Origin of the sequence: Aliirhizobium smilacinae, assembly GCF_006335145.1 — a bacterium.
Taxonomy (GTDB): Bacteria; Pseudomonadota; Alphaproteobacteria; order Rhizobiales; family Rhizobiaceae; genus Neorhizobium; species Neorhizobium smilacinae.
In genome coordinates, this window is record NZ_VDMN01000009.1 from 1 (window position 1) to 22993 (window position 22993).

Consider the following 22993-nt stretch of genomic DNA (forward strand, 5'->3'; position numbering starts at 1 on the left):
AGAGACGGTTTCGTTCTTCCGCCGCGTTCGCCCATTCGAAATCCCGCCCGCCGTTTTCCCCGACGATTGCGGCGACCATTTCGACCTGTTCCTGCACGCCAGCCGGTGAGCCGTGAAATTCGAAGGCGAGCGTATCCTCGATCTTCAGCGTCAGGCCGGAATAGGCGTTGACGGCCTTGATCAGGCCGCGGTCCATAAGTTCCATGCGCGCAACAGGAATGCCGAGCTGAACCACCTGAATGGCGGCCGCAACGGCCTGTTCGACGCTTTCGAACGAGCAGAGCGCTGCCGAAATTGTCTCCGGAATGCCGTAAAGTCGCAGGGTCACTTCGGTGATGATGCCGAGCGTGCCTTCGGAGCCGACAAAAAGCCGGGTCAGATCGTAACCGGCAGACGATTTGCGCGCCCGCCCGCCGGTGTGGATAATCTGGCCGTTGGGCAGCACGACCGTCAAACCCAGCACATTTTCGCGCATGGTGCCGTAACGGACGGCATTGGTGCCGGATGCGCGGGTTGATGCCATGCCTCCGATCGAGGCGTTTGCGCCCGGATCGATCGGGAAGAACAGGCCCATGTCACGCAGATGAGTGTTCAACTGCTCGCGTGTAACGCCCGCCTCGATCGTGCAATCGAGATCCTCGGGGCTGATGCGTGTAATCGCCGACATGCGCGAAAGGTCGATAGAAACACCGCCACGCACTGCCGTCAAATGACCTTCAAGCGAGGTTCCGGCCCCGAAGGCAATGATGGGAACGCCTTCGGCAGCACATAGCCGCACGATCTCCGCAACGTCTTCGGTCGTCTGAGCAAAAACGACCGCATCCGGGATGGCCGGCGTGTGATGGGATTCGCCACGGCCATGCTGTTCACGCAGGGCCCGCGACGTCGAATAACGGTCGCCAAAACGATTGCTCAGCGCTTCGGACAAGGAAAGCGGAAGCGCGCTCATTTCTCCTCTCCGGTCACAACCGGCGTGTCGCCGGGCTGGCCCCATTCGGTCCAGGCGCCGTCGTAGATCGCAACGTCATCCTTGCCTGCGAGGTGAAGACCGAAGGCAAGGGCTGCGGCGGTCACGCCAGATCCACAGCTTGCCGTGACGGGTTTGGAAAGATCCAGGCCGGCTTGTTCGAAAGCCTTCGCAATGCTGCTGGCATCCAGCAGTTCGCCCGTTTCGGGGTTGGTGAGCGCGTTGAACGGCAGGTTGATGCTGCCCGGAATGTGGCCGGAGCGAAGACCAGGGCGCGCTTCTTTTTCTGCCGCTGTGAAGCGAGCTGCTGATCGGGCATCGATAACCTGCTCGGCCCTGCTTTCGATATTGTCGAGAACCTGTGTTTTCGAGCGCACCGCCTCAGCATGGAACCGCGCCTGGAAAACGCCCTTGGGGAAGGTAGCAACTGTCTCAGTCACCGGCCGGCCTTGTGCGAGCCATTTTCGCAATCCGCCGTCGAGAACCGCGACCTTGTCATGACCGAAGGTTCGCAATGTCCACCAGACGCGGCCTGCCGACATCAAGCCGGGCGTGTCGTAGACCACGACAACACTGTCGTTCGAGATGCCAAGATCAGCGGCATAATGTTCGAAAGCTTCAGGCGAGGGGAGCATATGCGGCAGCGATGTCTCGTGGTCGGCAATTTTGTCGATATCGAAGAAGCGCGCATTGGGAATGTGCCTCGTGGCAAAATCCTCGGCTGCAATCGGCGTGACACCCGGCAGCTTGAACGACCCGTCGAGAATGACGAGATCCGGCTGATCGAGATGTGCGGCCAGCCAATCGGTGGAGACGAGGGAACCGGGCAGGGAAACAGACATGAGTAACTCCGAAAATACATGCGGGTATGCGAGATCGCACCGCAGTTACCGCAAGTGCTGAAGCTGGCGCGGAAATCAGGCGACCAGTTTGTCGCCCTTGAGATGGCTTTCTAAGAACGGCAGGCTATCCTGGCCCCAATAGAGTTCGTCTTCGTAACGGAAGGTCGGAAGTCCGAAGACGCCGGCGGCCTTGGCAGTCTCATAACTAGAGGTGCGAATTGCCTCTATGGTTTCACTTTGTGCCAGTTTGTCGAGTGCCGCAGCGTCAAAGCCGGCGGCATTGGCTATCGCCCGACGGATTTCGGTATTGCCGATATCTTCTCCGCGCCCCCAGAATGCCTCCTGAAGCGCTTTCGTCAGCTTGAGCCAGTCCTGGCCGGCCTCGATAGCAGCAATGACCATAAGCCCGGCCGGTGCCGGATCGGAGAGTGCCCCGCGGTTGTCGAAGTTCAGCACCTTGCCTCTGAGCGCGGCCCACCGTTTCAAATCCTTTGTCCAATAGGCCCGGCGCGCTTCCGGCCGGTTGCGCGAGTAAATACCGCCATTGTCTTCGATCAGGGGAATGACGTGCGGTCTGATCGTAGCGCCGTGCGCGCTCGCCAATGCGGCAAATGGTTCAAGGCCGATATAGGCCCAGGGCGAGCCGATGCTGAAGAAATAATCGATTGTCTTTGTCATGATCTGCTGCTGCTTTCAGGAGGACTGATCTGTGAGAACTGCCGTGTCGAAGACGGAAAGTGCACAATCGCGGGCAACGAGAACCGCGCTCGGGTCACGCCCGACAGCCACGGTGGCAAGCGCCCCTTCATAAAGAAGGGAAAGATGCGCTGCTGTCTGTTGCGATCCGCTACCCGCTTTGGACATGATCGCTGCAAAAATATCCCTGACCATCGATTTATGGGTTCGCGCGACGGATACGACACGTTCGGAATCGCCATGCTCCGCGACGGCCAGTGCGAAGGCACAACCGCGAAACTCGGGGCTATCCGCCTTTTCATGCAGGCGTTCGAAGATCAGCTTGATCTGGTCCCGCGGGACCATTGCCGCCTCCACAACTTCCTGCAGCGATCGTATGACCCGGTCGTGCCGCGCCTGAAGATAGGCCGCGACAAGATGATCCTTGGAAGGGAAGTGCCGATAAAGCGTTGCCTTGGCAACATTGGCTTCTTCTATGATGCGATCTATCCCCACCGCGCGGATGCCTTCTCGATAGAAAAGCGCTCCGGCTGCGGTGAGAATCTGGTCAGGTATGGCTTCTCTCATAACATCGCTTCGAATTTGTCGTTTCATCATCGCGCGATCGGCAGCCCGCCGTCACCTCGCCGCAGCAAGACCGGTCTGTCTCTCGTGTGGGGAGTTGTCAACGATTGCCAGGATCGCGTCAAGCGGCAGTGCTTCGGAAAAAACACGTTGCTGCTCCAATCTACCTGCCAGTATCTGCACAGCCTCGTTGTATGGCGTCGGAATATCGTGCAGGCGGCCAAGAAGAACGATTTCTCCATTCAAAAAATCCACCTCGCTGGAAGCGCCGCGTTTAAAACTTTGCCATGTCGACTGCTGACCCGGTTGAATGCCGCTGTTTTTCGCTACCTTCCAGTTTGAAACATCGATGGTTCGCTCGGAAGGCGATGCGAGCTTGTAACCTGCTGCCTGAAGAGCCCGTCGAGCCTCTTCGACCAGAGCATCGCCAATTGAAGTCCTCAAGTCGGCTGATCCATCAAACAGTTCCAGCACGTTCTTCACATTGTAGAGGAGCTTTGCCGATTTCCAGCGGCGGATGTCGGTACTTGCCTCGGCGAGATAGCCCGCCTGGTTGAGGTCCGCCACGATTCTGTCGCTCGTCTGGTCCCGGCCAAGTTGAAAACGCCCTAGCGTGACGACGCCGACATCAGGATCTCCCCCCACTACGACCGTGCCTGTTTCGGTAAACCGGGCGGGTGTCAGGATGCTCGCGCCATAGACATGAGCAAAGGTCCTGAGTGCCGCCGTTTCGGTCGCAAGTCCGTTCTGGAACGTCACCACCGGCAATATCTCTGCTGCCGTAGCTGTCGTGCCCGACAGGCTTCGCCATGACCAGAAGGCAAGGGCGCCGGCCGCATCCTGCGACTTCACCGTCAGCAGCAGGATATCATCCGACGTCAGTTCCGGCGGCTCTGCCAGATCAAAAGCGTTCAGATTGATCTGCTGCGTTCCTGACGGCCGCTGATAATCGAGGCCGTGTTGCCTGATATGGCTGATCTGCGCACCGCGGCCGACCAGTGCGTAATTTATGCCGGACAACTGGAACTGTGCAGCAAGGCTTGCGCCGACCGCACCGGCCCCGATGATTACATAGCGCGTCATATCTTTTTCCTCGTCATGTCCCGTTTCAGACGCCCAGGTTCTGCCTGAGCGTCTCGTGCCTGTAGTCGTGGTGGAATATACCTCGCCGCTGCAGTTCAGGAATTAGGTGATCGGTTACTGCCGAAAGTCCGAGTTCGTATTTAAGTGTGAAGGCGAGGAAGTTGAAGCCATCCGTTGCGCCCCGTTCGTAACGGTCCTGCAACTGGTCGGCTATGTTCTCGACCGAGCCGATCGGAAACCAGTGACCAGCGCCGCTGGAATGATAGATGATAAGATCACGCACGGTGCGGACCTTGCCGCTCTCGACCAGTTTTCGGAAAACACCGAAACGCGAGCGACGCCCCTGTACGTCTGCCGTCTGCGGCAGATCGTCGAGCGGGATCTCCGCATCAAGAGCGATGCCCTCGAAATCGACGCCGCCGAACTGGCTGGCGAGTGACTTGCGTCCTTCTTCGAAATCGATTTCGTCGACAACGTTTCGCCAGAAGCGCTTGGCTTCTTCGTCGGTGGACCCGATCACGGGAGCGACGCCGGGAAGGATCTTGATCGAGTCCGGTGAGCGCCCATAGGCAGAGGCGCGAGCCTTGAAATCCCGGTAGAGTTCGATCGACGGATCTGTTTCCGTCAGGCCTGTGGTGAAAATGACGTCTGCCACCCGAGCGCCGAGTTGCCTGCCTTCGGCAGAGGAACCGGCCTGGGCGAGGATAGGTTTGTCCTGCGGGCTACGGGAGACATTGAGCGGGCCCTGGACCGAAAAATGCCGGCTGTTCCAGTCGATTCGATGAACCTTGCCCGCATCAACGACCTGACGACCGTTGTCGTCATAGCTCACCGCATCCGGCTCCCAGCTTTCCCACAGCGCTTGCACGACGCCAGCAAATTCTTCGGCGATTGCATACCGGTCGTCATGGGCGGGAAGGGCCTTGCCGAAATTCTTTTCTCCTGCCGACGATGTCACGAGGTTCCAGCCGGCTCGGCCCTTGGAGATGTGATCGAGCGACAGAACCTGTCGGGCGAGATTGTAGGGTTCAGTAAACGACGTCGATATCGAGCCGATAAGGCCGATACGAGAGGTTTTTGCGGCCAGTGTACTCAGAAGCGTTACGGGTTCCAAACCGGGTTTCGGCGCCGTATCGCTGGTAACGAGCGCATCCGCCAGAAAAATGGTGTGTATCTTGCCGCGCTCCGCCTCCTGCGCCTGTTCTATATAGGCGTCGATATCGAGGAGGTTGTCAGTCAGCCCCTCTCGCCCCTTTTTCTTGGTCTGCCCCGTGCCACCAAGCAAAAGGCCGAGAACCAATCCTTGGCCGCGCTCACTTTGGCGACCTGCCCACTTGTTGGTCATTTGGTATTCTCCAAAATTGTATCAGGCCGTTGCGTAGTCGCGGTGTTTCACCGGGTGATGATTGTGGCCGAGAGCAGACGTTGTTGAATGCAGACCCAAGTGAGAATGCTCGCGGTCTGAAAGCGGATGGACCTGCACGAAACCCTTGTGAACCGACAGTTCGACATCGACGCCATAGACTCGTTTGATCAGTTCTGGCGAATAGACATCTGCCGGCGGTCCGTCCGCGATCACCACCCCGTCCTGAAGGAAGACCACGCGGTCTGTGAAACGGGCAGCCTGATTGAGATCGTGGATGGCGATCACCGCAGCGACATTTTTCTTCCGCGTCACATCCCGAGCGACCTCCAGCGTCTGCCACTGGTAACGGATGTCGAGTGCGCTGGTAGGCTCGTCGAGAAGCAGGATTTCCGGATCCTGAGCAAGCGCACGGGCGATCAGCACACGCTGTCCCTGACCACCGGAAAGCTCGGTTACTGAGCGGTCGCCGAGTTCGTCTAGACCCATCCGTTGCATGGCGGCCTCCACATGCACCCAGTCCTCGTCACGCGGTCGCGTTCCGAAATAGGGTGTGCGCCCAAGAAGAACCGCCTCCCTGATATCCAGGCCGAAGGAGAGGCCGATCGACTGGGGCACGTAGGCGACGATCTTGGCAAGGTCCCTGCGGGCCAGCTTTGTCAGGTCCGTTCCGCCGTTCCAGGTGATGGAACCCTTTGTGTGGCTGTTTATCCCGGCAATGGTCTTGATCAGCGTCGATTTTCCGGAACCATTGGATCCGAGAAGGCCGACGAGTTCGCCTTTCTCGACCTTGAGGTTTGCACCTTTAACGACTTGTCTTTTGCCATAGCCAACTTCGAGTGAGTCAATCTTGAGGGTCATTCGATTGCCTTTTGTCGAGTGAGAATGAGGTAGAGGAAGATCGGCGCGCCGACCAAGGCGTCGATAATGCCGACCGGGATGACGCCCGGTGAGATAACCAGCCTGCCGACCGCATCGGCGACGACCAGAAGCAGCGCGCCGATGATTGCCGAGAACGCGATGAGGAACCGGTGATTGGCACCCACGACCAGTCTTGCGATATGCGGGGCAACCAGCCCGACAAAGCCGATAATACCGGTGAAGGCGATGGTCACGGCGGTCAGCGTTGCTGCAATCGCGATTGTCTGTAGCCGTACTGTCGAGACGGCGACGCCAAGGCTCTTAGCGGAATCGTCTCCGGCAAAGGCGATGGCATTCAACGCACTGCTGCGGAAGCGGATATAGGGAAAGGCGAGTGCCAGAAGCACAAAAAGTGCGAGAACCTGATACCAGGCCGAATTGTTGACCGACCCCCATGTCCAGCGCACGATGGCCGCGAGCACCTCATCTTCGGCAAAATACTGAATACAGGCCGTGAGTGCACCGAAGAGCTGCGAAAGCGCGATGCCGACAAGGATGAGGGTTGTCGGATGCAGGTTGCGGGCGGAGGCCAGCGAAAGCACCAGAGCCGTATTGAGGAAGGAAAACAGCAGCGCACCGATAACCAGAGATACCGCTGCACTGCCGGCCGTGGCGCCGAAGAGGACAATAGCGAGCGAGGCACCGAAGGCAGCCGCCGGGGCGATGCCCAGTGTGTAGGGACTGACCAGAGGGTTGCGCAGCAGGCCTTGGAAGAGTACCCCGGCGACGGCAAGCGCCGCGCCGCCGAGGATTGCCAGCAATACACGCGGCAGACGCAACTCCCATATGACGTTGTGCATCAGCAGCGAAGCACGATCGGTTGGAACCGTGCCGGTGATCTTCGCCCAGAACGTCTGCAGCACGTCGATCAGTGTCGCACCCGAGGTGCCGATCTGGATGCCGACAAGCGCGGTTATTACAACGGCTGCTACGCCGAGCCCGATCGCTAGCTTCTGACTGGTATAATGATCGTCCGATCGCCGGGCGCCTGGTGAAGCGGTGGGTGGCAAAGGATCAGAATGCACTGAGCTCATCATTTCTCTCAATATGGTTGGGAGGGGGCAGTCACCGCTTGAGGCTTTAGTCGCCGAGCTTGTAGGCGTATTCGGCCACGGGCCGCGCCTCGACGCCCTGCGCCTTCAGCCACCTGCCGAAATACGCATCGACATCGACGTCGGCGAGGCGATCCGGATAAAGCCATTTGGCAACCGCGAGCGCACCGATCTGCTTTCCAAGTGCTGAGAAGAAGAAATTGTTGAAGACGAAGACGTTCTTGTCCTGCACGGCCTTGATCGAGTTCCAGCCGGGTCGATCGACCACCCGCTGCACCTGTTCTGCGAGCAGTTCCTGATCCCAGGGAGCGTAACCGGAAGCCTGCCCATCCACGCCGTTGTGAATGATGACGTCCGGGTTGCGGTTGATGATCTCGACAGGATCGACGGTATAGGTATGAACCGAGGCACTGCCGGTATTGGCGATCGTTATGTCACCAAAAATGTTCTTGCCGCCACCCAGCACGATGGTGTCGTGCCAGCCGGAACCGGGCAGGGAAGTGACGAAATCGGCATTGTTCTCGAAATAGACCTTCTTGGGCTCGACGCCATTTAAGCGCTCGGCAAGGAGTTTCTCGATGTCATCATAAAGCTGAGCAAGATCCGCCGCGCCTTTTTCTGCGCCGAAGATCTTGCCCAGGTTGGGTAGCTGAGCGCGCAGAACTTTCGGATCCCAGGTGCTGACGACGACGACCTCGATTCCGAAAGGCTTGAGCTTTTCGATCGCGTCCTGCCAAGGGGCATTGCGGCGGGTGAAAAAGACTTCTGCGCCTGATGTGGCGATGGTCTCCCAATTCGGACCATTGAAGTTGCCCGCATCCGGCAAGTCGGCAAACTTGGCAAAATAGTCCTTGTTTGCCGCATTCTTCTTCGGATTGGATGTCTGGTCGATTGCGACGATTGCATCACCTGCTCCGATCGCCCGGACAATCTCGGTCTGGTACCAGAGGTCTGTGTAGACGGCCTTTATCGGCGCCTTCAGCGTAACTTCACGTCCCAGTTCATCGGTAATCGTGATCGTCGTCTGTTCGGCGGTCTGTGCGAAAGCCGACGGCGTAAATTCCAGCTCGGGCACCAGGGGGCCGAGAAGCAGTGCCCCCGAAATGGCGAGTGCCTTACGGCGGCTGAAGGATAGTTTGGATCCGAAGTTCGAATTGGTCATTGGTGTCCCCTGACGGCCAGATGCAGAAGGCGGGTCGCACGAAAGCCGTTCGAGACCGCATGCCGGAAAGCCTAGGGGAATAGACTGACGCAAAGAAAGACTGGTCGTTCTTTTTCTATCTATTTTGTAGAATATAGTTTGGCGATATGGCGTTTTGTCGCGACCATGTGCCTGAGAGCAAAAAAAGGACCAGGAGGATTACGTGTGAGTGGGACGATCCTCGCCGCAGCAGACTGCGCAATCTGACCGCCGATTCAGAGATGCCGTTAGTCATGTCAGGTCAGGTATATTTTTCAGTTCTCCGGTAAACAGCGCAAAACCTTTCCTTAGAAGCGGGCAGGCGGCTACCTACCTTAGATCTCGTCGACATTTTTGAGAGCGCACCCCATGGCAAGATCCCTGCACCTCACAGCCTTCATGCGTCCCGTCAGCCTGCATACGGGGGCATGGCGTTATCCTGGTGCTTATCCCGATGCCAATTTCAATTTCCCGCATATCAAGTCGTTCATCCACAAGCTTGAGGCGGCAAAGTTCGATGCATTTTTCATGGCCGATCATCTGGCGGTGCTGAACATGCCGATCGATGCGCTCGTGCGCAGCCATACGGTCACGTCGTTCGAGCCCTTTACGCTGCTGTCGGCGTTGGCCGCGGTCACGGAGAAAATCGGGCTTGCGGCCACCGCTTCGACCACGTTCGATGAGCCGTATCATGTGGCCCGTCGTTTCGCCTCGCTGGATCATATCAGCAACGGACGCGCGGCGTGGAATATAGTCACCACGTCCAACCCCGATTCCGCCCGCAACTTCGGTCTGGACGAGCATGTCGCGCACGGTGAACGCTATGCGCGGGCACGGGAGTTTTATGAGGTTGTGACTGGCCTGTGGGACAGCTTCGCCGACGATGCCTTCATCCGTGATCAGGAAAGCGGCATCTTTTTCGATGCCGAGAAGATGCATGTGCTGGACCACAAAGGGGATGAGCTAAGCGTGCGCGGCCCGCTCAACATTGCCCGGCCGGTTCAGGGGTGGCCGGTAATCGTGCAGGCAGGGCAATCGGAGCCCGGTCGCCAGCTTGCCGCCGAAACTGCCGAACTCGTCTTCTGTTCACCGCGTGATCTTGCTGCTGCAAAAACGCTCTATACAGACATAAAGGGCCGAATGGCGGCGTTCAATCGCAAGCCGGAACATCTCAAAATCCTGCCGGCCGCGCTTATCGTCATCGGTGACACGGTCGAGGAGGCGCGAGCCAAACGGGCCAAACTCGACAGTCTTGTGCATTACGACAGCGCGATCGCTTCCCTATCCATTGCGCTCGGACACGACGCCTCGGGTTTTGATCCTGATCAGCCGCTGCCGGATATTCCTGAGACCAATGCCAGCAAGACGGGACGCGCTCAGGCCGTGCGTCTGGCGCAGGAAGAAAACCTCACTGTTCGCCAGCTTGCACAGCGTTATGGCGGTTATGCCGGGCTGGCCTTCGTGGGAACACCGCAAACAATCGCTGATGAGATGGAGACCTGGCTTTCGCAGGGAGCGTCGGACGGGTTCACGGTCGTCTTTCCTTTTCTTCCGCAAGGTCTCGACGATGTAACGCTGAGGCTTGTTCCGGAATTGCAAAAGCGCGGCCTCTTCCGCCAGGATTATGAGGGAACGACGCTTCGCGAACATCTGGGGCTCCCTCGCCCGAAAAACCGTTTTTTCTCCTGACAGCAATATTTCGGCGATGAACGCACTGCGACGCGCCATCATTATCCGTATGATCGGCAAAGCCAGATCATACGGATTTTTTCCAATCGCCGATTGCTTGGTAAATATCCGCAGTGCTTGGTGTCGGCAGCGACATCGATGTGATCGAGCGAGTTACGGATGCCATCGCGTGTGAGATCAGTAACGTTAGCTTTACCAAGCGCTAGGAAGCCGCAGAAACGGCTCAAATACGCGAAAGATTTCCATTTGAAGACGTTTGCCCGGATGCCGTTGACGAAGGTGTTTTTCGTTACAACTCGCCTTAATAATCCGGAATTTCGTTCAACGTGCTCTCCAATTGCAGCCCAAGAGCCCAGGCTCCCACTGCGAAAATCGACACCAGGATCGAGAATGACGGACCGAAGTCCATAAGCACGATATGGCCGAACCTGAGTATGTTGCTGGTGTTGGGCATATGATGAAACATCGGACGTCACACTTATAGGCTGAGGGAGCGAACTGTGAGGTAATGTTTGGTAAGGTGTACGGTTCCGACGCAAACTCAGCTTTTTACGAGATGCCAAGAACGTGTTTCGGAGGAGGGCGCTCGTGATGCTTGAAGTCAGAGGTGCGGCGAGGTTGCCTGACGTATCGGTTTCTATCGCGGGCATTTCCGCTCGGCTAGTTTCAGCAAGCTCTCATGACGCCATGGGCCTCCCAGATAACTCCATAGATCAATTCCGGTAATGCGAATGGATCGTGGCTCGAACGTAGCTTTGAGCTCCGAGAACAGTCGATCGGCCTTCTCCCGCGATACCTTGTTCTGGATCGTTATGTGGGGCCGGAACTTCTGAAGATCCTGAGGACCTGGCCAGGAACCGAAACGGCGGACAAGGTCGGCTCTCAGTTCCTGGAGGTCCGGACTGTCAATCTTGAACGCGACGCCCGCTCCCAGATGCTGAAGGCCGCTGACGGCAGCGAAGAAACTTGTTCTTGTCGCCATCGTCTCGGACACACGCTCGCGGACGGCTTCGAGCCGCTTGCCGGGGAGGTGGTGGAAGACGGTGATATGCGCCTTCAGAAAATTGCGAGCGGGCGGAAAGTGCTTCTCTCTGAAGCGATCGAAAGGTTCGATATCATCGGGCTCGACATGAGCGGTTATGATCACAGGCGGTAACGTCACCCGACACCCCGTTAGCTGCGTGTCAGGTGACACTTTTGATCCATGTCTGGCCCGATAGAGACCGATCGGTACTTGTTTTTCGGCGATCATTCGAACTCGATGATCAATTCATCCACGGCAAGGCTTTGGCCAGGTTTGGCGGCGACGTGTTTGACGACCCCCTGTCTTTCCGCCTTCAACACGTTCTCCATCTTCATCGCCTCGACGGTGGCCAGCGTCTGGCCGGCCTCCACCTGATCGCCGGCAGAAACGGCGATCGAGGTGATGACGCCCGGCATCGGGCAGAGCAGCATTCTCGACGTATCCGGCGGGGCCTTGATCGGCATCAGTCTCGCAAGCTCGGCGATCCGCGGTGAGCGCACCCGCGCCAGAACATCCATGCCGCGCCAGCGCAGCCGGATTGCCGATCCGACCCGATCGACCTTCACCATCAGGCTCTCGCCACCGACATGAAAGTCCGCCAGAGTTTGGCCCGGTAGCCACCCTGTTGCCGCAGAGATAGGATTTGCATCGCTGAACCGCACGAATGCACCGTCTGCGGCCGCATCGAGCGTAACCGGCTCGTCGAGTGCCGGCTGCCCCGCGATCGAAAGCGTCACGACCCAATCCTTCGCCACGGCGCGGCGTCGTTTGGAGAGCGTGCCGGAAATCCAGGCTGCGCGTTCCTCCAGCGCCTGGTTGACCAGAACTGCGATGACCGTAAGCTTGCGGGCATCGCCGACCTCCGGCCGGACGCCGGAAAAGCCATCAGGAAACTCTTCGGAAATATAGGCGGTTGTCAGTTCACCGGAGCGAAAACGGTCTTGCCCCATGACGGCAGACAGGAAGGGCAGGTTGTGGCCGATCCCTTCCACCTCGAACGCATCCAGTGCCGTGCTCATGGCATCGATGGCGGCTGTTCTATCATCCGCCCATGTGCAGAGTTTGGCGATCATCGGATCGTAATACATCGAGATCTCGCCACCCTCGAAGACACCGGTATCGTTTCGGATGATGGCGCCGCTGTCCTGAAGCCCCTCCACCGGCGGCCGGTAGCGGGAAAGTCGGCCAATCGAAGGCAGGAAGTTGCGGTAAGGATCTTCGGCGTAGAGCCGGCTTTCGATAGCCCAGCCTCTAAGCACCACGTCCTTCTGTTCAAAGGAGAGCTTTTCACCGGCCGCGATGCGTATCATCTGCTCGACAAGGTCGATCCCGGTCACAAGTTCGGTTACCGGATGTTCCACCTGCAGGCGGGTGTTCATCTCGAGAAAATAGAAATTCCGGTTGCCATCGACGATGAACTCCACCGTCCCGGCAGAGAAATAGCCGACGGCTTTCGCGAGCGCGACCGCCTGTTCGCCCATAGCCTTGCGGGTCGCCTCGTCGAGGAAAGGAGAAGGGGCCTCCTCGATGACCTTCTGGTTGCGGCGCTGGATGGAGCATTCGCGCTCGCCGAGATAAAGCGTCGTGCCGTGCTGATCGCCCAGAACCTGGATCTCTATATGGCGTGGCTGATCGACGAATTTTTCGATGAAGATGCGGTCATCGCCGAAGGAATTTTTCGCCTCGTTGCGGGAGGACTGGAAACCTTCGCGTGCATCCGCATCGTTCCAGGCGATGCGCATGCCTTTGCCGCCGCCGCCGGCAGACGCCTTGATCATGACAGGATAACCGATAGAGGAAGAGATCCTTACCGCTTCCTCGGCATCTTCGATCAGGTCCATATGGCCGGGCACGGTCGAGACGCCCGCTTCTGCCGCGATCTTCTTCGAGGTGATCTTGTCGCCCATCGCCTCGATGGCTTTCACCGGCGGACCGATGAAGGTGATACCAGCCTTCTCCAGTGCTGCGGCGAAGGCTGCGTTTTCCGAGAGAAAGCCATAGCCAGGATGCACGGCATCGGCGCCGGTTCTGGCGATCGCATCGAGGATCTTTTCGATGACGATATAGGACTGGTTGGAAGGGGCAGGGCCGATAGGCACGGCTTCGTCAGCCATAGACACATGCAGGGCGTTCGCGTCGGCATCCGAATAGACGGCAACCGTCGCGATGCCCATCTTCTGTGCTGTCTTGATAACCCGGCAGGCGATTTCGCCACGATTGGCGATGAGGATTTTCTTGAACATGTTGCCGGCCTCTACAGCGGTATCGTGTCGTGTTTCTTCCAATGCGTCGTCACCTGCTTGTTGCGCAGCGAGGCGAAGGCGCGGGCGATACGTCGTCGAGACGAATGCGGCATGATGACTTCGTCGATGAAACCGCGTTCAGCCGCGACGAAGGGATTGGCGAAACGCTCCTCGTATTCCTTCGTGCGGGCGGCGATCTTGTCGGGATCGGAAAGTTCCGAGCGATAGATAATTTCTGTCGCGCCCTTGGCACCCATCACAGCGATCTCGGCCGTCGGCCAGGCATAATTGATATCGGCACCGATATGTTTTGAGGCCATCACGTCATAAGCGCCGCCATAGGCTTTGCGGGTGATCAGCGTCACCATCGGCACGGTTGCTTCCGAATAGGCAAACAGCAGCTTGGCGCCGTGCTTGATGACGCCGCCATATTCCTGCGCCACGCCAGGAAGGAAGCCCGGGACATCGACCAAGGTCAGGATCGGGATGGAAAAGGCATCGCAGAAGCGGACGAACCGGGCCGCCTTGCGGGATGAATCGATATCCAGGCAGCCGGCCAGAACCATCGGCTGGTTGGCGACAACGCCCACCGTCTGGCCTTCGATGCGGATGTATCCGGTGATGATGTTTTTCGCGAAAGCCTGCTGGATCTCGAAAAAATCGCCCTCGTCGGCCAGCGTCGTGATCAATTCCTTGATGTCGTAAGGGGTTGTCGGACTGTCGGGCACCAGCGTGTCGAGCCGCATCTCGACCCGTGCCGGGTCATCGTGAAAGGGCCTGACCGGCACCTTGTCGCGATTGTTGAGCGGCAGGAAATCGAAGAGCTGGCGAACCGCTTCCAATGCCTCGATGTCGTCTTCGAATGCGGCGTCGGCGACGGATGATTTTTGTGTATGCGTCGCGGCACCGCCGAGTTCCTCGGCCGTGACGATCTCGTTCGTCACCGTTTTGACCACGTCGGGACCGGTGACGAACATGTAGGAGGAATCCCGCACCATGAAGATGAAATCGGTCATCGCCGGCGAATAGACGGCACCGCCGGCACATGGCCCCATGATGACCGAGATCTGCGGTATGACGCCGGAAGCCTCGGCATTACGGCGAAATACTTCCGCATAACCGGCAAGCGAGGCGACGCCTTCCTGAATGCGCGCACCGCCGGAATCATTGAGGCCGATTACCGGAGCGCCGACCCGCACCGCCATATCCATGATCTTGCAGATTTTTTGTGCATGGGTCTCGGACAGCGAGCCGCCGAGCACGGTGAAGTCCTGGGAAAAGACATAGACCTGGCGACCGTTGATCGTGCCCCAGCCGGTGACGACGCCATCACCGGCGACCTTCTGATCCGCCATGCCGAAGTCGACCGCGCGATGGGTGACATACATGTCGAATTCTTCGAACGAGCCTTCGTCAAGCAGCACTTCGATCCGCTCGCGAGCGGTCAGCTTGCCCTTGGCATGCTGTGCCTCGATCCGCCTGATCCCGCCACCCAGCCGCGCCTCCGCGCGGCGCTTTTCGACCTCGTTCAAGACTGCGCGCATAGTTCCTCCCGAAGAATGTGCGAATGCAGGAATATAAAGATAGCAAAATCGGAGCGAGGGAAAGGCCGGTCTCAGGTTCCGAACCTGGAGCTTAGGCAATCCATATGCTTCTCGCTGAAAGTTTAAGAACCGCAAATCGGCTGTTGGCACGTCTGTCCGATTACATCGACAAAGCTGCATAACGAATTGATAAAGGTATGAAAATACACATCTGGTGGCGACGTCTGCAATTCGCTTTGAAGCGCGGCTAATCTCGTTGCGCAATGTCGCTCTGTATTATTGCAGACGAAGGTGATCGTTCGGCCGGTTGATACTTTGTTCTTGTGGAAACTCAGCAAATATGTCCCGCGAAAATCAAGAAAATCAAGAAAATCAACGGTTTGATCGAGGAAATTCATTCCTATTCGTCCCTAAATAGGTACTTACATGTTCCAGATGTCAATCGGCTCAAAATGGTGGCGACGCAGTTTTACTGACGCGTCACGGCTATGTTGCGCCGATTGATTGCGCCTGCAGAATATCGAGTCTGGCTCGTCTTTACATTTGGCGTTTGATGAGCTTCAGACGCGTGATCTGGCCTTCTGTCAGCCCATTTGACCAAGGTGATATGAATGCGTTTCTGATAGCATCGAGGTCTTTTGAAACGCAGCTGGCGAACGATCCGACCAAACTGCTTCTTGCAGATTCTAGCCATTCGTCGAGCTTCCGTGCGCTTTTCGAGCAGATCATGGACTGGAACTCGCCGGTGGCCGTGCGGGCAACGACAAGTTCGGGAACGTTTACCTTAATTGCCGCCACGAGAATCGCCTCGGATTTTGCAAGGTCAATGCGTGCAGTGGTCATGAGCCTGGCGATGACCCGTGCCGAAGGCGTTCTGGCGAGCCCACTCTGATCAGCTTTTTTGCAAGTCTTCGGCGCTGAGCCCATTGCGCGACAATGCCACTCTGCCCTTCGAAACCCTGCGCCTTCATTTCACGCCAGAGTGCCGAAGCGTTTCGCGCACCTTCCTCCTATCGACCGTTGAGCAAGGGCAGCCAACTATCCAAAGAGCTGGGTCGTGTTCTGAACACGTCAAGACGCTGCCCTCTTAACACGTCGCGAACGAGCTTCCGGCTATGGCCGATTTGCCTCACGATCTGTCGAATTAATGTTCCTTTCTTCGACAGTTCCCGGACCGCCTCGTTTGTCCCTTGGCGGCGCAAATATCCCTCATATTGCAACTTCTCAGCATAGGTCGGAAGCACGGGCTCAACGACATTGCTACCGTCAGCGTGTCAGATCTGCAGCATCAACTTGCCGATAGCGTCGAGGAAGGCCCGACTGGAATTCTCCATCAGCTGCCAGCGATTGACTTTTCCGAACTCACACTTCACCTCGATCTTTGCTGCAGTCGTCAGAGCATCGAGCGCCTCAACCGGCCGCCCCGTGAGATAGACAACCTCGCCGTGATTTGAACCAGATCTTCTGGTGCGCCCAAGATGAATGGCCCGTGAGGGGAGGGCTGCCACCAACGACGATCGGCGCCTCAACCGTCAATTGCTTGTAGCGCAGACCGGCAATATTGTCGCGCCGGCGTCCACCAGAGGCAAACCCAACCATCAGGATTGCCCGATCGCGGGCATCGCGCAGATTGCCTGTCGAACAGGTCGCGAGCACCTTTTCCAGCGCGTCGCTGGTCACCGCTTTGGAGCTCTTGCGTTTCTGCGGCCGCGGCGTGGCCCGGACGGCGAGCCCTATCGTCGACTTGAGGACAGGGGAGGGGAAGGCGCCGGAAAACCCGCGCCATTTGGTCAGGGTCGACCAGGTGGTCAGCCGGCGGCGCACCGTATCGGGCGCATGCGGCGGTCACCTTAAGAAAGCCTTGGCCGCGAGGTTCTGGTCGACCTCTGTTGGCATCCCGTGCTCTGGATCGGTTTCGCGCTTTGCCGGATCCCACAGATGATGGGCGACAAACGTCAACCGGAACACCTCGGGCGCAGGCCAAGGCACCGATTTTTTCGCGGCCACCAGCGGCAAGGCTTGAAGATAAGCCAAATCGGATGTCAGTGCTCGAAGGGTATTTTCGCCCATGCTTTCGTTGAACAGACGGCGCAGCGTTTCGCGGGTTTGCACTTTGGCTATCGGCAGGCACAACATGGGTCAGCAAGCAGATCTCGGCACCGCGCCAGCGACGCGCACAGGGCGCACAGGGCGCACAGGTCGGCAGGATCGCTGCTCCAGACTTCCGGAGTGGGAAAATCGACGGCGTTGATCGCCAGACAAGTGCGCAGTTCCGGGATCCAGACAGCGACACGGTCATGCGTGTGCCCTGGGGTATGGATCATCTCCAGGCTCAGGTCGCCGCCATAAGCCGCGGACCGGCGCATCTCAGGACGCTTTTCATGGCGGCTTCGTTTTACCGAAATCCCGTTTCGGAGACGTTTGGCTTAGCCGCCACACTAGTCGAGTGGCTACTCCATCGGTATCCGGTGAGGTTATCCAAATTCGTAAATTCGGTTAATATTGCCTTTTATCCCTTACCGCTTTTCTACTGATGGTAACGGGATCGTCAGTAGAAGGTCGGCCCCAAGTGGATGTCGGTGTAGCGGGTGTCGACACGCTGTGAGGATGTATGGAACGTCGTCTCGCTGCAATCCTGATCGCAGACGTTGTTGGCTACACGCGGCTTAGCCAGATCGACGAAGAGCGAACACGTGCGCAGTTCCAGGCCGTTCTGCACGGTTTATTCCTGCCAGCGATCAGGGAGCATCGCGGCCGCGTCGTGAAAACGACAGGCGACGGCCTTCTCGTCGAATTCCGCAGCGTCGTCGATGCGCTACGATGTGCGATCCAGGTGCAAAAGCAGAAGGGAGATTGGATATTTTCGGGCTCCCCGGAGGCACGCATGGCCTTCCGCATCGGCATCAACATTGGTGATATCCTGGTGGAAGGCGATGATATCCATGGTGACGGCGTCAATATCGCGCAGCGGATCGAGACGATGGCGGAGCCGGGCGGCATCGCCATTTCCGGCTCCGCCTACGAACAGGTCAAATCGAAAGTACTAGTGGACTATGTAGCGCTCGGCGCACGCAGGGTCAAAGGCGGGGGCGAGCCGGTCCGCGTGTATCATGTCCGGCTCGACGAAGTTGCCCGCAGTAGCGTATTGCGCTACATTTCCTGGTGGCGCTCACTTCCCTGGCATTCCCATCCCTGGCGGGCGGTTGCCTTCTTCTCATGTCTGTTGGCCGTCGCCGTTACTGCATGGTGGCAGCCATGGTCTGGGCGGCAATTTGAGCAGCCAGTGGTCCGACTTGCTTATCCGCTACCTGAAAAGCCGTCCGTTGCTGTCTTGCCCTTTATCAATGTCAGCGGCGAAGAGGCGCAAGATCATTTGGCGGAAGGCCTTACGGATGACCTCATCACTGAACTTTCCAAGGTCTCGGGAGTCTTCGTCATCGCACGGCATTCGGTGTTTGCGGTGCGTAGCGCTTCTGCCACCGTTCAGGATATCGCAGCCAGACTCGGGGTACAGTATGTGCTGGAAGGCACGCTGCAGCGGGACGGGGCTCGCCTTAGGATCAACGTGAAGTTGATAGAGGCGATGACGGGATTGTCGCTTTGGGGCGAACGATACGATCGCCAGTATTCGGACCTGTTCGCGGTGCAGGACGACGTAATCGGCAAGATCATATCCGCGCTTTCCATCAAACTTAGCAGGGGCGAGCAGACGCAGCTCGCTCGCATGCCGACCGAAAGCCTGGAAGCCTATGACCATTACATGCGTGCCGAACATGAAGGTCTGATATATGGCGATGTCAACAGCTATCGCCGCACCCTGTCCTTCTATCAAAAGGCGATCGATCTGGATCCAGGCTTTGCCGGCGCCCATGCCGGGATTGCGAGGGTCGCGGTGGATGTTTGGCGCAACGACTACAACTTCCTCTGGTCGGCCGCCGTGGCGCGCAAGATCGCTTACGACGCTGCGGGGCAGGCTTTGAAACTGGATCCGCTTAACGCCCGAGCTCATACGGTGTTGGCGCTGCTGCAATGGGTGGACGGCCGACAGGCGGAGGCGCTAGAATCAGCCAGAACGGCGATTGCCGCGCAGCCCAACGACGCAGAAGCCTACGGAACTCTGGCGCTTCTACAGGTGCACACTGGCGACCGCGACCAGGGGCTTGCCAACATCAAAAGCGCCTTGCGCCTCGACCCGTCTCCGGCCGCCGGATTTCAGCTCCTGGGCGGAATTGTCTTCTACATGGCGAGGGACAACGAGCGCGCCATTCCCCTGATCGAAAACGCGGCCCCGCTACTGCCGCGCACGGAACCGGCGCGTGAATACCTTGCGGCCGCCTATGCAAGTGGTGGCAATAAGGTGCGTGCGGCAGAGGAGGCGGCCAATCTGCTCACTCTCTTCCCTGAAAGCAACCTCACCTATTACAGCTATCTTTACGACTACTGGACGCGGCAGGAACTGGACTATCATCTCGCTGCGCTAGAGGCGGCAGGCATCCCAAAATGGCCGTTCGGGTACAAAGGAGATGAAAGAGACAGGTTGACCGAGATGGATCTTCGCAACCTGATCGACAGTCGAACCTGGAGCGGTAGGAACAGGAATGGAACTCAGTTCGTGCAATATTTCGACAGAAGCGGAAAAACCGCCTACCGTAGCGCCAATGTCAGCATTACCGGCGTCTTCGAAATTCAGGGCTACCGGCTCTGCGAAAGATTCGATGGTTACTTCCTTGATAGGCTTGTCTGCGGCGAGGTTTATCGCAATCACGAGAACGATGAGAACGGCGCGACCTTTGTCCATGTCACGCCGCGCTCGTTGCAAGTCTTTTCGGTCAGTTCCGAGAGCAGATGATCGGCCGGCTGTTAGCGCGAACCGGGGTGCTGCCAGTCCTTGTGCAGTTTTTCCGAAATCAGCGTGTTCTGGACGTCGGACCAGTGCTTTTGCGAATCCACCACCTTGGTCGAAATCCTTTCCATCCCCTCAGCCGCGCCGGGATCGTAGCTTATATAGAGCTTGTCATCGATGATGCGCCACGCTCGTGGGTCGATATTCGTCGTAACTGTGCCAAAAGAGACACCGTCGGCGCAATAACCTCCATATTGGGGGGCGTAGCGTCCGGGATCGGCGGCGAACAGGTCACGGTGCTCCGCGCTTGCGAAATGCCAGGTAGCACCCAGCCAGCGATGAGAGTATTGCTCATCACCCTCGATGGCCTTGCCCTCGGTGAAATAGGCAACCGGGTCATAGCCCTTGATGGCGATATCTCCAAAGTAGCCGGTATTGACGAATTCTTCCGCCGCAGTCCGTCCGCCGATCATGATCGGCATCACCGTCAGACCGATCATTCCAAGCCGAATTATCCTTGCGCGGAAGTTGATGATAGACATGCTTACATCCTCCCTTATTCAATCTATGGACGCTCTTTTTCTCGGCGTGTGCACGCGTCGTAAAGTGGCTCTCCCACGAGCTCGGCCTTCTGACAGGTGGCGCCAGCTTTCATCAACAAAGCGGCCACATCCCAATAGCCCCGCCAACCGGCTTGGGTCAGGGGCGTGTATCCGTTTCTTTCCTTGGCCCCGGCATCGGCCCCGTTTTCCAGCAGATAAGCCACAATGTCACTGTGGCCCTCTTCAGCCGCGGCATGCAGCGGTGACATGCTGAAGAAATTCTTATTGTCGTTGGCATCTGCATTCCCAGCCACGAGCAATTTCACCACGTCGAGATGCCCGGCATAGGCAGCAGCATGCAGGGCCGTCAGGCCGGCCTTGTTTCGCACGTTGATATCGGCGCCTCGCGCCAGGAGAAGCGCCACCGCTTCGGTTCGACCACTGAGAGAAACCACGACCAGGGCCGGATCGCCCGCATCGTTCGGCTCCGAAATATCTGCACCATCATCAAGCGCACGTGTCATCAGCTGTAGATTTCCTTGAGACGCCGCATGCTGCAGCGGCCCGGCGGATGTTTGCCCTGGACAAAGGCCGACAGCAGCAAAACTAAAACCCAACAGAAAAAGAAAGAAAGCCACGACACACCCTCCCTTTCAGGGTTCTGGCGTTTCAATGTCCTTCAGAGTGTTTTGCGAATTCCGATCCGTAAGATTTATGATTAGTTACCATATTTTATCATTTGCAGCAAGCTTCGCGGCCCTTCTGGGCCGCTAGGCCTCGCTGAGATGCCAGTCAGGACGCAGCAATTTGCTGCGCGAGCAGGCGCCAAGTCGTCGCTCGTAGAAATCATCATGATTTGAGCTGGCGCCGGGGGGAACGCTGGCGCGTCCTTCCTCTGCGAGCGCCCAGAAGTCATAGCGCGAGCTCGATCAATTCCTCGAACCGCTCGGCGGCTTCATCGACATCAACGAAAACGCGCATTCTCTTTTCCTGATCCGCGATGATCGCTCCACATGGAGGCAATCACGAGCGCCCGGCGTAGCACAGACTGGCGACGCACATGCCGACGGCACCAGGCCGTGCAAAACTTCCGTAATTTCCGTATATTTCGTAAAAAGGAGTTTTGACATGACCTCCACAGTCACGGCTGCCGCAGTCTCCAAAAACTTTGGCGCCTACCAGGATGCCGCCGTCCGCGATCCGGTGATCATCACCAAGAACGGCCGGCCGCGAACGGTGCTGATCGCCTATGAGGATTATCTGCGGCTGACAAAACGCGACCGGCGCGTCGAGCTGACGAGCGCGCTCGGCGACGACGATCTCGCGGCAATCGAGGCTTCGGAGATGGACGGGTCGCTTGATCTTCTCAATGCCGAATTGCTGACGGGCAAGCATGCTGCCGACTGAGCCTAAAGTCGGTTAGGTGTTTCGCTACTCGTCTCTGGCACTGGCAGTTTGTTGAAGGCCGCGAGGAGGGCGACAAGGATCGCCCGGCGCTGGTGCTGGCGATCGTTACGCATCTCGGCGACGGCACGCCGGCCGTGCGCGTCTTGCCGATCACCCATAGCTCGCCCAGCAATCCGGACGATGCGATCGAAATCCCGCCGGCGACCAAACGGCGCCTGGGGCTCGACGACGAACGCTCGTGGATCGTGCTGACGGAAAGCAACCGGTTTGTCTGGCCGGGCCCGCACATGCGGCCGGTCGACAGCGACACCGGCTATTTTGGCCCCTTGTCGGCGGTGTCCGGCAGAGGATGGTCCTCCACGCCGTCCAGTAACGGTCGGGGCACAACCTATGAAAACCCTGATAGGAGGGGAGAGCAGGTTAGGATCCACCCTGATGGTACAAGAAACACGTCTACGCCTGAATTGCACGAACCGCCTTATGGCATCGTTTCAAAGGGCGGGTCAGGGGGCGGTGGTAAAAAGAGGTTCTTTTTGGGGAATTATGTCTCATAATGAAATTTCGTGATCTTGAGACGCTGCTGGATCTGATTCTAGATATCTCGGAGTTTGACTATTGTGGTCTCTATGAGACTTACTGGCTGATGCCTGATGGCAATATTGTAAACTTGGATCTGGAGAACGAAAAAAAGTATCCATTGGAGGACGTAATCAATCTGAACGTCGCCCTATGCTCAAGGGATTACTGCAAACTATTACTGATCAAACCTAACAAAACTCAAGAAGTCGAAGACTTTTTCCAGCTTTCCCGCGTAGAAAATTTCGTTCCGTTCTCAATGTCAAAAGAATCAGGTTATGTGCTTTCTTCAACGGACAAGGGTATCAAGTTCCGGCATCGCTTACGGAAGCGAATGAACCGCATTTCGGCGCACCAGCAGTAGGTAAACTAGTCATGAGATACCCGCCGGATACGGTAGACTCGTGCAATATGCACGTCTCTTCACCGGCGTTTTGATGCTCGCCCACGTCATCAA

At 57.7% G+C, this 22993-nt stretch carries 19 protein-coding genes and 2 pseudogenes; 5 read left to right on the top strand and 16 right to left on the bottom strand.

Annotated elements, in window-relative coordinates:
* The 9 genes from FHP24_RS25750 to FHP24_RS25790 all read right to left on the bottom strand — a co-directional run.
* Nucleotides 1-949 (bottom strand): FAD-binding oxidoreductase (locus FHP24_RS25750; protein ID WP_139679120.1); only part of this gene is annotated, 949 nt, incomplete at its 3' end.
* The gene (gene sseA / locus FHP24_RS25755; RefSeq protein WP_139679121.1) at nt 946-1809 is read right to left on the bottom strand and encodes a 3-mercaptopyruvate sulfurtransferase; all 864 of its coding nucleotides are present in this window, start codon (nt 1807-1809) and stop codon (nt 946-948) included. The genes FHP24_RS25750 and sseA, both read right to left, overlap by 4 nt.
* Before the next feature lie 75 nt (nt 1810-1884).
* Complete coding sequence (locus FHP24_RS25760; RefSeq protein ID WP_139679122.1) at nt 1885-2487, bottom strand: 2-hydroxychromene-2-carboxylate isomerase; 603 nt, start codon at nt 2485-2487, stop codon at nt 1885-1887.
* A gap of 15 nt (nt 2488-2502) precedes the next feature.
* A complete protein-coding gene (locus FHP24_RS25765) occupies nt 2503-3072 on the bottom strand; it encodes a TetR/AcrR family transcriptional regulator (protein ID WP_139679123.1) in 570 nt (189 codons plus the stop codon).
* Nucleotides 3073-3123: 51 nt separating this feature from the next.
* Nucleotides 3124-4152 carry a ketopantoate reductase family protein gene (locus tag FHP24_RS25770; protein WP_139679124.1) on the bottom strand — a complete coding sequence of 343 codons (1029 nt, stop codon included), beginning with the start codon at nt 4150-4152 and terminating at the stop codon, nt 3124-3126.
* Between the two features lie 25 nt (nt 4153-4177).
* Entirely contained in the window at nt 4178-5497 is a 1320-nt protein-coding gene (locus FHP24_RS25775; protein WP_139679125.1) for an NtaA/DmoA family FMN-dependent monooxygenase, read from the bottom strand.
* A gap of 21 nt (nt 5498-5518) precedes the next feature.
* Entirely contained in the window at nt 5519-6376 is an 858-nt protein-coding gene (locus FHP24_RS25780; protein ID WP_139679126.1) for an ABC transporter ATP-binding protein, read from the bottom strand.
* Entirely contained in the window at nt 6373-7470 is a 1098-nt protein-coding gene (locus FHP24_RS25785; RefSeq protein WP_139679127.1) for a FecCD family ABC transporter permease, read from the bottom strand. The genes FHP24_RS25780 and FHP24_RS25785 overlap by 4 nt, the downstream gene beginning before the upstream one ends.
* Nucleotides 7471-7516: 46 nt before the next feature.
* Nucleotides 7517-8650 carry an ABC transporter substrate-binding protein gene (locus FHP24_RS25790; RefSeq protein ID WP_139679128.1) on the bottom strand — a complete coding sequence of 378 codons (1134 nt, stop codon included), beginning with the start codon at nt 8648-8650 and terminating at the stop codon, nt 7517-7519.
* 387 nt (nt 8651-9037) lie between these two features.
* Between FHP24_RS25790 and FHP24_RS25795 the strand changes: the two genes are divergently transcribed.
* A complete protein-coding gene (locus FHP24_RS25795; RefSeq protein WP_139679129.1) occupies nt 9038-10357 on the top strand; it encodes an LLM class flavin-dependent oxidoreductase in 1320 nt (439 codons plus the stop codon).
* A 637-nt stretch (nt 10358-10994) separates the two neighbouring features.
* Here FHP24_RS25795 and FHP24_RS25800 read toward each other — a convergent pair.
* The 5 genes and pseudogenes from FHP24_RS25800 to FHP24_RS29120 all read right to left on the bottom strand — a co-directional run.
* A complete protein-coding gene (locus tag FHP24_RS25800; RefSeq protein WP_139679130.1) occupies nt 10995-11609 on the bottom strand; it encodes a 2'-5' RNA ligase family protein in 615 nt (204 codons plus the stop codon).
* Nucleotides 11606-13624, bottom strand: coding sequence for an acetyl-CoA carboxylase biotin carboxylase subunit (locus FHP24_RS25805; RefSeq protein WP_139679131.1), 2019 nt, complete (start codon nt 13622-13624; stop codon nt 11606-11608). The genes FHP24_RS25800 and FHP24_RS25805 overlap by 4 nt, the downstream gene beginning before the upstream one ends.
* Nucleotides 13625-13635: 11 nt before the next feature.
* Nucleotides 13636-15168 carry an acyl-CoA carboxylase subunit beta gene (locus tag FHP24_RS25810; protein WP_139679132.1) on the bottom strand — a complete coding sequence of 511 codons (1533 nt, stop codon included), beginning with the start codon at nt 15166-15168 and terminating at the stop codon, nt 13636-13638.
* A gap of 537 nt (nt 15169-15705) precedes the next feature.
* The gene (locus FHP24_RS25815) at nt 15706-16011 is read right to left on the bottom strand and encodes a transposase (RefSeq protein ID WP_180356126.1); all 306 of its coding nucleotides are present in this window, start codon (nt 16009-16011) and stop codon (nt 15706-15708) included.
* 497 nt (nt 16012-16508) lie between these two features.
* A pseudogene (locus FHP24_RS29120) lies at nt 16509-17304 on the bottom strand (integrase); the annotation flags it as partial.
* Nucleotides 17305-17779: 475 nt separating this feature from the next.
* Between FHP24_RS29120 and FHP24_RS25830 the strand changes: the two are divergent.
* Nucleotides 17780-20017, top strand: coding sequence for an adenylate/guanylate cyclase domain-containing protein (locus FHP24_RS25830; protein ID WP_139679136.1), 2238 nt, complete (start codon nt 17780-17782; stop codon nt 20015-20017).
* Nucleotides 20018-20028: 11 nt separating this feature from the next.
* On the opposite strand, the gene FHP24_RS25835 is transcribed toward FHP24_RS25830, so the two are convergent.
* On the bottom strand, nt 20029-20511 hold the full coding sequence (locus FHP24_RS25835) for a YHS domain-containing (seleno)protein (RefSeq protein ID WP_139679256.1): 483 nt from the start codon (nt 20509-20511) through the stop codon (nt 20029-20031).
* A gap of 65 nt (nt 20512-20576) precedes the next feature.
* Entirely contained in the window at nt 20577-21173 is a 597-nt protein-coding gene (locus FHP24_RS25840) for an ankyrin repeat domain-containing protein (RefSeq protein WP_246091954.1), read from the bottom strand.
* Nucleotides 21174-21681: 508 nt separating this feature from the next.
* Here FHP24_RS25840 and FHP24_RS25845 point away from each other — a divergent pair.
* From FHP24_RS25845 to FHP24_RS25855, 3 genes and pseudogenes are all read left to right on the top strand, one after another.
* On the top strand, nt 21682-21960 hold the full coding sequence (locus FHP24_RS25845) for a type II toxin-antitoxin system Phd/YefM family antitoxin (RefSeq protein WP_139679137.1): 279 nt from the start codon (nt 21682-21684) through the stop codon (nt 21958-21960).
* Nucleotides 21961-21976: 16 nt separating this feature from the next.
* Nucleotides 21977-22289 (top strand): annotated as a pseudogene (locus tag FHP24_RS25850) (plasmid maintenance toxin (PemK-like)); the annotation flags it as partial.
* A gap of 224 nt (nt 22290-22513) precedes the next feature.
* Nucleotides 22514-22900, top strand: a complete 387-nt coding sequence (locus FHP24_RS25855; RefSeq protein ID WP_139679138.1) for a hypothetical protein — start codon at nt 22514-22516, stop codon at nt 22898-22900.
* Nucleotides 22901-22993: the final 93 nt, after the last annotated feature.

Excerpts from the sequence above, each read along its gene's own strand:
- sseA (WP_139679121.1), bottom strand. The coding sequence starts at position 1,809 with ATGTCTGTTTCCCTGCCCGGTTCCCTCGTCTCCACCGATTGGCTGGCC.
- FHP24_RS25760 (WP_139679122.1), bottom strand. The coding sequence starts at position 2,487 with ATGACAAAGACAATCGATTATTTCTTCAGCATCGGCTCGCCCTGGGCC.
- FHP24_RS25765 (WP_139679123.1), bottom strand. The coding sequence starts at position 3,072 with ATGAGAGAAGCCATACCTGACCAGATTCTCACCGCAGCCGGAGCGCTT.
- FHP24_RS25770 (WP_139679124.1), bottom strand. The coding sequence starts at position 4,152 with ATGACGCGCTATGTAATCATCGGGGCCGGTGCGGTCGGCGCAAGCCTT.
- FHP24_RS25775 (WP_139679125.1), bottom strand. The coding sequence starts at position 5,497 with ATGACCAACAAGTGGGCAGGTCGCCAAAGTGAGCGCGGCCAAGGATTG.
- FHP24_RS25780 (WP_139679126.1), bottom strand. The coding sequence starts at position 6,376 with ATGACCCTCAAGATTGACTCACTCGAAGTTGGCTATGGCAAAAGACAA.
- FHP24_RS25785 (WP_139679127.1), bottom strand. The coding sequence starts at position 7,470 with ATGAGCTCAGTGCATTCTGATCCTTTGCCACCCACCGCTTCACCAGGC.
- FHP24_RS25790 (WP_139679128.1), bottom strand. The coding sequence starts at position 8,650 with ATGACCAATTCGAACTTCGGATCCAAACTATCCTTCAGCCGCCGTAAG.
- FHP24_RS25795 (WP_139679129.1), top strand. The coding sequence starts at position 9,038 with ATGGCAAGATCCCTGCACCTCACAGCCTTCATGCGTCCCGTCAGCCTG.
- FHP24_RS25800 (WP_139679130.1), bottom strand. The coding sequence starts at position 11,609 with ATGATCGCCGAAAAACAAGTACCGATCGGTCTCTATCGGGCCAGACAT.
- FHP24_RS25805 (WP_139679131.1), bottom strand. The coding sequence starts at position 13,624 with ATGTTCAAGAAAATCCTCATCGCCAATCGTGGCGAAATCGCCTGCCGG.
- FHP24_RS25810 (WP_139679132.1), bottom strand. The coding sequence starts at position 15,168 with ATGCGCGCAGTCTTGAACGAGGTCGAAAAGCGCCGCGCGGAGGCGCGG.
- FHP24_RS25815 (WP_180356126.1), bottom strand. The coding sequence starts at position 16,011 with ATGACCACTGCACGCATTGACCTTGCAAAATCCGAGGCGATTCTCGTG.
- FHP24_RS25830 (WP_139679136.1), top strand. The coding sequence starts at position 17,780 with ATGGAACGTCGTCTCGCTGCAATCCTGATCGCAGACGTTGTTGGCTAC.
- FHP24_RS25835 (WP_139679256.1), bottom strand. The coding sequence starts at position 20,511 with ATGATCGGTCTGACGGTGATGCCGATCATGATCGGCGGACGGACTGCG.
- FHP24_RS25845 (WP_139679137.1), top strand. The coding sequence starts at position 21,682 with ATGACCTCCACAGTCACGGCTGCCGCAGTCTCCAAAAACTTTGGCGCC.
- FHP24_RS25855 (WP_139679138.1), top strand. The coding sequence starts at position 22,514 with ATGAAATTTCGTGATCTTGAGACGCTGCTGGATCTGATTCTAGATATC.